This is a genomic window from Mesorhizobium sp. M4B.F.Ca.ET.017.02.2.1, assembly GCF_003998955.1.
GTDB classification, from domain to species: domain Bacteria; phylum Pseudomonadota; class Alphaproteobacteria; order Rhizobiales; family Rhizobiaceae; genus Mesorhizobium; species Mesorhizobium abyssinicae.
Genome location: NZ_RZOF01000262.1, coordinates 1 through 8,973 on the forward strand (window position 1 = coordinate 1; position 8,973 = coordinate 8,973).

General features: G+C 63.7%; 9 protein-coding genes, 1 tRNA gene and 1 pseudogene. 6 read left to right on the plus strand and 5 right to left on the minus strand.

What is annotated here, in order from left to right:
* The 3 genes and pseudogenes from EN738_RS25100 to chvE all read right to left on the minus strand — a co-directional run.
* Positions 1-599, minus strand: a pseudogene (locus tag EN738_RS25100) (sugar ABC transporter permease); the annotation flags it as partial.
* Complete coding sequence (gene mmsA / locus EN738_RS25105) at positions 596-2,131, minus strand: multiple monosaccharide ABC transporter ATP-binding protein (protein WP_127286059.1); 1,536 nt, start codon at positions 2,129-2,131, stop codon at positions 596-598. The pseudogene EN738_RS25100 and the gene mmsA, both read right to left, overlap by 4 nt.
* 102 nt (positions 2,132-2,233) lie before the next feature.
* Positions 2,234-3,301 carry a multiple monosaccharide ABC transporter substrate-binding protein gene (gene chvE, locus EN738_RS25110; RefSeq protein WP_127286060.1) on the minus strand — a complete coding sequence of 356 codons (1,068 nt, stop codon included), beginning with the start codon at positions 3,299-3,301 and terminating at the stop codon, positions 2,234-2,236.
* Between the two features lie 293 nt (positions 3,302-3,594).
* Between chvE and EN738_RS25115 the strand changes: the two genes are divergently transcribed.
* From EN738_RS25115 to EN738_RS25125, 3 genes are all read left to right on the plus strand, one after another.
* Positions 3,595-4,584, plus strand: a complete 990-nt coding sequence (locus tag EN738_RS25115) for a LysR family transcriptional regulator (RefSeq protein ID WP_127286061.1) — start codon at positions 3,595-3,597, stop codon at positions 4,582-4,584.
* 153 nt (positions 4,585-4,737) lie between these two features.
* Positions 4,738-5,325 carry a CatB-related O-acetyltransferase gene (locus EN738_RS25120; RefSeq protein ID WP_127286062.1) on the plus strand — a complete coding sequence of 196 codons (588 nt, stop codon included), beginning with the start codon at positions 4,738-4,740 and terminating at the stop codon, positions 5,323-5,325.
* Between the two features lie 133 nt (positions 5,326-5,458).
* Positions 5,459-5,959 (plus strand): hypothetical protein, encoded by a 501-nt coding sequence (locus EN738_RS25125; RefSeq protein WP_127286063.1) that lies wholly within the window; start codon positions 5,459-5,461, stop codon positions 5,957-5,959.
* Positions 5,960-5,970: 11 nt separating this feature from the next.
* Here the strand turns inward: EN738_RS25125 and EN738_RS25130 are convergent.
* Positions 5,971-6,044 (minus strand) — tRNA-Gly (locus EN738_RS25130).
* 111 nt (positions 6,045-6,155) lie between these two features.
* Between EN738_RS25130 and EN738_RS25135 the strand changes: the two genes are divergently transcribed.
* The 3 genes from EN738_RS25135 to EN738_RS25145 all read left to right on the plus strand — a co-directional run bounded on the left by EN738_RS25135 (position 6,156) and on the right by EN738_RS25145 (position 8,303).
* Positions 6,156-7,169: a hypothetical protein gene (locus tag EN738_RS25135; RefSeq protein ID WP_127286064.1), complete on the plus strand. Its 1,014-nt coding sequence runs from the start codon at positions 6,156-6,158 to the stop codon at positions 7,167-7,169.
* A gap of 13 nt (positions 7,170-7,182) precedes the next feature.
* On the plus strand, positions 7,183-7,935 hold the full coding sequence (locus EN738_RS25140) for a glycosyltransferase (protein ID WP_127286065.1): 753 nt from the start codon (positions 7,183-7,185) through the stop codon (positions 7,933-7,935).
* Between the two features lie 104 nt (positions 7,936-8,039).
* Positions 8,040-8,303, plus strand: coding sequence for a DUF6460 domain-containing protein (locus EN738_RS25145; protein WP_127286066.1), 264 nt, complete (start codon positions 8,040-8,042; stop codon positions 8,301-8,303).
* Positions 8,304-8,305: 2 nt separating this feature from the next.
* Here the strand turns inward: EN738_RS25145 and EN738_RS25150 are convergent.
* Positions 8,306-8,973: histone deacetylase (locus EN738_RS25150; RefSeq protein WP_145966924.1), on the minus strand; the 668-nt coding region annotated here is incomplete at its 5' end.

Sequence of the window (8,973 nt, forward strand, 5' to 3'; positions counted from 1 at the left end):
GTCGGCGGGATCAGCGTCAGCGGGCCGATCACGTCCGGAATGAAGCCCGAGCTCAACGCCTTGAAGCTGTCGGGAAGCGGGCCGACCGAGGAGCCGCCGCCCAGCAGCGCCTGGCAGATGCCGCGGAAGATCAGCATGCCCGCCAGCGTCACGATGAAGCTCGGTATCCGGTGATAGGCGATCCAGTAGCCTTGTGCTGCGCCTATGGCGCCGCCGACGATCAGGCAGACGATTGACACCACCAGCGGATTGCTGAGCGGGCCGAGCGGCCAGATGACCATCATCATCGCCGCCAGCGCCCCGATGAAGCCCGCCACCGAACCGACGCTGAGGTCGATGTGGCCGGACACGATGACCAAGAGCATGCCCAGCGCCATCACGATGATGAACGAGTTCTGCTGCACAAGGTTCGAGAGGTTGACCGGTTTGAACAACGTTCCCGACGTCGTGTACTGGAAGAACAGCATGATGACGATCAGCGCGATGATCAGGCCGTATTCGCGCAGGTTCGTCGTCAGCGCCGAGACGGCGATGCGCGGACCCTGCTTGACGTCTTCGGCTGCGCCGCTCTGCGGCGCCGGAGCGCTTTCTGTGCTCATGATGCTTTTTTTCCTTCTCCGCGAACGATGGCGCGCATGATCTTTTCCTGGCTGGCGTCGCTTGCCGCCATTTCGCCGACCATTCGCCCTTCGTTCATGACATAGATGCGGTCGGTGATGCCGAGCAGCTCCGGCATTTCCGACGAGATGACGATGATCGCCTTACCCTCGGCGGCGAGACGGGCGATGATCGTATAGATTTCGTACTTGGCGCCGACGTCGATGCCGCGCGTCGGCTCGTCGAGGATCAGCAGTTCCGGGTCCGCGAACAGCCATTTCGACAGCACCACCTTCTGCTGGTTGCCGCCCGAAAGATTGCCGGTCAGCTGATAGACGCTGGACGCGCGGATATTGGTCTTCTTGCGATAGTCGTTGGCGACGCTCATTTCGCGCATGTCGTCGATGACGCCGCGGCTCGAGACGCCGCCCAGATTGGCCAAAGTCACATTGTGCTTGATATGGTCGATCAGGTTGAGACCGTAGGTCTTGCGGTCCTCGGTGACATAGGCGATGCGGTTCTCCACCGCCTTGCTCACCGACGAAATGTCGATCGGCTTGCCTTCGAGCAAAACCTCGCCGGTGATGTGCCGGCCATAGGAGCGCCCGAACAGGCTCATCGCGAATTCGGTGCGGCCGGCGCCCATCAGCCCCGCGATGCCGACCACTTCGCCCTTGCGCACATTGAGGTTGACGTTCTTGATCACCTGCCGCTCGGCGTGGATCGGATGGTAGACCGACCAGTCCTTGACCTCGAAGACGACCTCGCCGATCTGCGGCTCGCGCGGCGGATAGCGGTCGTCGAGCGAGCGGCCGACCATCGAGGTGATGATGCGGTCTTCGCTGATGTCTTTCCTGGGCAAGGTCTCGATGGTGCGTCCGTCGCGGATCACCGTGACCTTGTCGGCGACCCGGTTCACCTCGTTCAGCTTGTGAGAGATCAGGATCGAGGTCATGCCCTGGCGCTTGAACTCGAGCAGAAGGTCGAGCAGCGCCTGGCTGTCCTTTTCGCTGAGCGAAGCCGTCGGTTCGTCGAGGATCAGCAACTTCACTTCTTTGCTCAGCGCCTTGGCGATCTCGACCAGCTGCTGCTTGCCGACGCCGATATTTGTGATGAGCGTCTTGGGGTCTTCCTTGAGGCCGACCTTGTCGAGCAGCGCCTTGGTGCGCTTCTCGTTGGCGTTCCAGTCGATGACGCCATAGGTCGCGTGCTCGTTGCCGAGGAAGATGTTCTCCGCGATCGAGAGCATCGGCACCAGGGCGAGCTCCTGGTGGATGATGACGATGCCGATGTGCTCGCTGTCATGGATGCCCTTGAAGTGGCATTCCTGGCCGCGAAAGACGATGTCGCCCTCATAGGTGCCGGACGGATAGACCCCCGACAGCACCTTCATCAAGGTCGATTTGCCGGCGCCGTTCTCGCCGACGATGGCGTGGATCTCTCCTTCCTCGACGCTGAGGTTGACGTTCGACAGCGCCTTCACGCCGGGGAACGTCTTGGTGATGTCGCGCATCTCCAAAATCGTCGAGGTCATCGGGAAATAAACTCCTACCAGGTCGGCAAAAACAATACCGGTCCCGCTGGTTAACGAAAAGGGGCCCTGCGTTGCGCAGGACCCCTGTCTTTGCAACCGAAATTACTTCAGTTCGTCGGCCTTGATGTAGCCGGAATCGACGACCTGCGCCTGGTAGTTCGACTTGTCGACGTCATGCGGCGTCAGCAGGATCGAGGGAACGACCTTGACGTCGTTGTTGTAGGTCTTTTCGTCGAGGCCGTCCGGCTTGCCGCCGGAGAGCACCTTGTCGACCAGCTGCACGGTGGCCTTGGCCAGTTCGCGGGTGTCCTTGAACACGGTCGAGTACTGCTCGCCCGAGATAATCAGCTTGACCGAGGCGGTCTCGGCGTCCTGGCCAGTCACGATCGGCCAGGGCTGAGCGTCGGTGCCGTAGCCGACGGCGCGCAGCGAGGCGGTGATGCCGCGCGACAGGCCGTCATAGGGCGACAGAACGCCATCGACGCGGCTGCCGTCCGAGTAGTTGGCCGAGAGCAGGTTGTCCATGCGCGCCTGGGCGGTGGCGGCGAGCCAGCGCAGCGTGCCGACCTTGTCCATGCCGGTCTGGCCGGACTTGATCTTGATCGAGCCGTCGTCGATCAGCGGCTGCAGGACGGAGATGGCGCCGTTGTAGAAGAAGAAGGCGTTGTTGTCGTCCGGCGAGCCGCCGAACAGCTCGACGTTCCACGGCTTGGTGTTCGGGAAGCGCTCCTTGAGACCCTTGACCAGGGAATTAGCCTGGATCACGCCGACGCCGAAATTGTCGAAGGTGGTGTAGTAGTCGACGTTGGCGGTCTTCTTGATCAGGCGGTCATAGGCGACGACGACGACGCCGGCGTCGTTGGCCTTCTGCAGCGCGTCGGCCATGGTGGTGCCGTCGATCGAGGCGATGATCAGCGCCTTCGGGCCCTTGGTGATTTCGTTTTCCAGCTGGCTGAGCTGGTTCGGAATGTCGTCCTGCGCGTACTGCAGGTCGACGGTGTAGCCGAGAGCCTCGAGCTGCGACTTGACGGCGTCGCCGTCATTGATCCAGCGCTGCGAGGTCTTGGTCGGCATCAGCACGCCGACAAGGCCTTCGCCGGCATGCGCCGGCAGCGTCATGGCCGCGATGCCAAGGGCCGCCACGGCGGCCAGTGTCTTGATGATTTTCACAGTAACTCTCCCTGGTTGATGGACGCGACACCTCGGGGCTTCGCGGGCCGCGCAGGCGAGCAGAAGCGCAAGCTGCGCTGCTGTCGTCTATCGATCTCCGGTATCCTCCCAATCGGCCCCGCGACGCTGATTTCGATCGACACGATCTCCCTCGTCATCGACCGTCATGCCACGGGACGCGCGAAGGGTGTGTCCCTTTGACATAACTGTCAAATGCGATCTTTGATGGTTGCTATACCGAAACTGGTATATAGCGAAAGTCGACGAAGGCGTCGCGGGAGCGGAGACAAAGCATGGCGGCACTGCGCAATCCTGATGGCGTATCAGGCACTTACGACGAACTTCCGGGCGACGGCGAAACGCTTCTGCGCAGCGGGCTCAGCCTGCGCCACATGCGCATGATCGCAGCGCTTGACGATCACGGCCGGGTAAGCGCCGCCGCCCAGGTGATGAACATCTCACAGCCGGCCGCCTCGCGCATGATTTCGGAGATGGAGGCGGTGCTCGACGTCAAGCTTTGCGAGCGGCTGCCGCGCGGCATCACGTTGACGCCTTACGGCAAGGCGCTGGCCAGGCGCGCGCGCTCGATCCTGCTCGAGATGCGCGAGGCCGACCGAGAGATCTCCGAGCTCAAGGCAGGCAAGGGCGGGTCGGTGTTCCTGGGCGCGGTGACGGCGCCGGCGATCGAGCTGGCGGTGCCGGCGATTCGCGAAATCCGCCGCCTCTATCCGCGCATCGAGATCACCATGCAGGTCGAGACCTCGAATGTGCTGGCACGCGAGTTGATCGCGTCGCGCCACGACTTCATCATCGCGCGCATTCCCGACGACCTCAATCCGCGCCTGTTCGAATCGCGCGTCATCGGCGTCGAGAAGGCCTGCCTGATCGTGCGTCGCGGCCACCCGCTGAGCAAGGGCAAGGCGGTGCGGCTCGAGGAGACCGCCGCTTACGACTGGGTCTTCCAGTCCGGCGGCTCGCCGCTGCGCCAGGCGATGGAAAGCAATTTCCTGAACCGCAACATCGCGCTCCCGGACCGCATCCTCAACACCAGCTCGCTGCTGCTCACTCTGGTCATGGTGGCGCAGTCCGACGCCATCGCGCCGGTGTCGATCCAGGTGGCGAAATTCATCCAGAATCCCGACGGGCTGGCCGGCGCCATCGACGTCGTCCAGACCGAGTTCGACATCGAGGTCCGGCCCTACAGCCTGATCACGGCGAAGAACCGCGTGCTGTCGCCGGCAGCCAAGATGCTGCACGATTTCATCCTGCGCGAAGTGGGATGACGGCCGCTGGCGCAGTCGCTACGGCGCTGGGCTGACCCGCCCCGGCCGCCGACGGCGCCATCCTCCCTCGCGCATGTTCAAAACCCAAAATCCACCCTTTACAAGTCGCGGGCCCGGATTCCAACGTTGCGTCGGGGTGGGGGCTCTCCAGCGATGGCTTTCAAGAAACTGCGAATCCTGCTCGGCCTGAAGGCCGACCCAAACGCAATTCCGGCGCATGCCAGGATCGGCCGCCACTCCAAGAGCCTGGACGGGCATTCGTTCTTCAACTGCACCGAACAGTCGCCGGTCGAAATCGGCTCGTTCTGCGCGATCGCTCCCGGCGTCCGCTTCTTCTGCCAGGCCAACCACCCAACGGACACGGCGGCGAACTACGCGCTACAGCACCAGCTGTTCAAGACCAGGTCGACCTTCGAATATCTGCGTACGAACGGCCCGATCAAGCTCGGCCATGATGTCTGGATCGGCACCGACGCCATCGTCCTGTCCGGCGTCACCATCGGCGACGGCGCCGTGATTGCCGCCCGCAGCGTGGTGGCCAGGGACGTTCCGCCCTACGCCATCGTCGGCGGCAATCCGGCAAGGATCATCAAATACCGGTTCCCGGACGAGACGATCGCCGCCATGCAGAAAATCCGCTGGTGGGACTGGCCGACCGAAAGGCTGATGCGGGAGAAGGCGGCCTTCGACCTGCCGGCCGAACAATTCGTCGCGCGCTTCCTGGCGCCTCCCTCGCCGTAGAGCGCCCCTCTCGGGGAACCGTGCTCGCGCGAGTGTAACACACCGATCGGAAGATTGATGAGCGATGCCTAATGTTAACCATCCTGATCTAGCGTAGACGCCCGCGAGACAAACGCGAGAACGAGAACACAGGATGAAAACCGATCTGCCGCCCGTAAAGCCTGGATGGACGTTGAAGACCATGGCGGTTGGGCTCTTCGCCGCCATCCTGGCGGCGTTGCCCGCGAAGGCCGAGACAGTCGGCGACAATCCCGGTGGCCAGATCATAAGCTTCGCGCTGCACGTCGCCGAATTGCGCGCCGCCGACGAGCAGGTGAGCTTTGAAGGGGCCTGCGACAGCGCCTGCACGCTCTATCTGTCGCTGCCCGTCGAGCAGCTTTGCGTAAGCCCGCGTGCCTCCTTCGGCTTCCATCTGCCTTACGGCGTCGGCGGCCGGCAAAATGCGGCCGCCGCCAACTATCTGATCTCGCAATATCCCGACTGGGTCCGGCAATGGATCGAGGAACACGGCGGCCTGTCGCACACCATAGTGCGGATGGAGGCCGACGAGGTGGCAAAGCACCTGCCCCTGTGCGGGGTGCTGGCAAACAGCCAGCGGCCCGCGGCGGGATATGGCAAGTTTCATGCAAGCTGATTGATTTTTGCTGGAGCGGGTAGCGGGAATCGAACCCGCGCGTTCAGCTTGGGAAGCTGACAGGCTACCATTACATCATACCCGCGCGGCGCCCTCGTTACCATGAGGGCCGGGCATCGGGCAATCGCCAAAGCCGCGCCCTGACGACAACAGCGCTTTTGACGCCGGCGCCGCGCGTGCTAGAAGCGCGTGCGCTTTGCGAATCGGCGGCTGTTCACCTGCCATCGCAAGCACGGCGCGAGGGTGGGGACCCGGCTTGGAATTCAGCATACGCAAGAGAAAACGGGCCTCCGGGACCAGGAAGATATTTGCGCCGGAAGATTTCAAATTCCTGCTGCAGCTTCCTGCCTTCGCGATTGTTTCCTGTCTTGTTCCTGAGCGGGGATGGCAAGCGGTTTGCCGGTCCATGGAGCGGCTCGGGAGCGCATCGTTCGCCGCACAGGACAGCGGGGTCCTGCAGACCCTTCGTTCGTTCGGACTGGCCGGCGATGACGATCTGCGCCGCGTCCGCGCGACGCGCCACGAGCATCACATACAGATCATGCGCGAGCGGCTCGGTGGGTGGAACCCGGCCATTGCGCTGCAAGGCATCGAGCATCTCGAAGCCGCGCAAAATGCAGGCCATGGCGCGGTGCTGTGGATCGCGCATTTCAGCTTCAATGCGCTGGCGGCGAAGATCGCCTTCGCCAGGGCCGGGTTCGAGGTGTTTCACGTCAGCCGGCCAGAGCATGGCTTCACCAAGTCGCGTTTCGGCATCCGCTTCCTGAACCCGATCAGGATTGGCGCGGAGCTGAGATACGCCGCCGGCCGCGTCGTCATCGACCGCGCCGACCCAGCTGCCAGCATGAACGAGGCCCGTCGGTTGCTTCGCGCCAACAAGTTCGTTTCAATAACCGCCGGAGCCTGGGAGGGCGAAGTGCTGGTCACGGCGCGAATAGGCGAATCGGGCATCGAAGTGGCCAGCGGTGCGCCCCGGCTGGCCAAGATCGCCGGCGCTCCGCTGTTGCCGGTCTTTGTCGGGCGCGACGACAGCGCCGGCCAACTGCACGTGGTCGTCGAGCGGCCGATCGATCTCGCCCGACATCGGGACAAGGCCGAGATGATCCAAGGCGCCGCGCAGGAGTTTGCAGATCGGCATCTGCCCTATTTGCAAAGCTGGCCGCACCAGTGGCGCGACTGGGAGAAACTGACGGCGTTCACCCCGCGCTGACGATCGAGAGCTCATGCCGCTATTCAGCATTCTCATAACCGACGATCGGAGCGCTGACCTTCCCGAACGGGTCAGCGAGAACATCCGCTCGTTCAAGGCCGCCCATCCGGGCGAGGAGCATGTCCTGTTCGGGGAAGCGGAATTGAGTGAGTTCATCGCGGCGCATTTCGACGCCGAGGTGCTGTCGGCTTTCCGCACCCTGCGTCCCTACACCTACAAGGCAGACCTCGCCAAATACTGCCTGCTCTACGAACGGGGCGGCGTCTACGCCGACCTTTCCTATGAATTCCTGCGCGGCGTTCCGCGCGACCAGGGCCGCCTGTCGGTGTTTCGCGACTTCCTGAGCTCGACGCCATGGGACACCAGCCTCGGCGTGGTCGCCGCCCCTATGCGCCACAGGGCCATGGCCAAGGCCATCGAGCTGGTCTGCGCCAATGTCAAACGCGAATATTACGGCCCGACCGCCTTGTGCCCGACCGGCCCGACGCTGTTCGGCAAGGCCATCGCCATGACCTGCGATCCGGAGGACCTCATCGTCGGAGAAGCGGTCAAGTTGACGCTGCCGCCAGGCCAAGCCGGGCAGAAGCCGAGCCATTGCCTTCGGCACGGCAAGGAACTGGTGGCGATCAAGCGCAAGCGGGGTGGCGGGCCGGTGTCGGAGCTCGGCATCGGCGGCGGCAACCGCTACAACCGGCTCTGGCGCTACCGGGAAGTCTATCGCGAACGGCCGCCATGGGCCCGCATCTTGCGCTGGCGGTTTTGGTGAGCGTGGCCGTTGCCGGCATCCGGCCGGCTTGATGCCGGGCGGGCAAGTGCGTATTTCTGGGATCGACCCCCCGAATCGGGGCGGCCGAAACGTGGAGACGGAACTTGTCCGCACTGACGCGCTTTCTCGGTGACTCACCGCTCCGGGTGCTGATCAAGCTGCTTGTGGTCTCGTTCCTCGTCGGCCTTGTGATGCACGCCTTCGGCTGGTCGCCGATGGACGTCTACTACGGCATCCGCCAGTTCTTCCTCGACCTGTGGAATCTCGGCTTCCATGCCATCGACCGTTTCCTCGGCTACATCCTCTTGGGCGCGGCGATCGTCGTGCCGGTCTTCATCCTGCTGAGGATAGCCAGCTACAGGAAGTGATCTCAGGCGAAGCCTGACGCCACCTCGAACAGGATGGCGTGGCGAGCGGCAAGCGCCGGCACGTCCGTCGAATAGCCGCCGCCGATGACACCGCAGATCGGCATGCCGAGCCGGCGAAAATGGCGGATCACCATCGTATCGCGGGCTCGCAGGCCGTCATCGCTGAGCGACAGCCGGCCCAGCCTGTCCTCGGCGTGGACGTCGACGCCGGCATTGTAGAAGACGATGTCCCAGCGCGCTCTCGCCGACAGTTCCGGCAGGATGCCGCCGAGCCTGTCGAGATAGGCCGCGTCGCCGGTGCAGTCGGGCAGCGCGACGTCGAGATCGGAAGCGATCTTGCGCACCGGATAGTTGCGCTCGCCATGCATGGAAAAGGTGAACGCGCGAGGTTCATCCTTAAGGATATCGGCCGTGCCGTCGCCCTGATGCACGTCGAGATCGACGATCAGGATGTTTCTCGCGGCACCTTCGGCGAGCAGCACCAGCGAGGCGACGGCGACGTCGTTGAAGGTGCAGAAGCCGGCGCCCTGCGCGCGCCGCGCATGGTGGCTGCCGCCGGCGGCGTTGCAGGCGATGCCATGCCTCAGCGCCAGCCGCGCCACCAGCACCGTGCCGCCGGCGGCAAGCTGCGCCCTGAGCGAAACCCGCGGACCGACCGGAAAGCCGATCT

Bases quoted from the DNA above. Each gene is read 5' to 3' on its own strand.
- mmsA (WP_127286059.1), bottom strand. From the start codon at position 2,131: ATGACCTCGACGATTTTGGAGATGCGCGACATCACCAAGACGTTCCCC.
- EN738_RS25115 (WP_127286061.1), top strand. From the start codon at position 3,595: ATGGCGGCACTGCGCAATCCTGATGGCGTATCAGGCACTTACGACGAA.
- EN738_RS25120 (WP_127286062.1), top strand. From the start codon at position 4,738: ATGGCTTTCAAGAAACTGCGAATCCTGCTCGGCCTGAAGGCCGACCCA.
- EN738_RS25125 (WP_127286063.1), top strand. From the start codon at position 5,459: ATGAAAACCGATCTGCCGCCCGTAAAGCCTGGATGGACGTTGAAGACC.
- EN738_RS25140 (WP_127286065.1), top strand. From the start codon at position 7,183: ATGCCGCTATTCAGCATTCTCATAACCGACGATCGGAGCGCTGACCTT.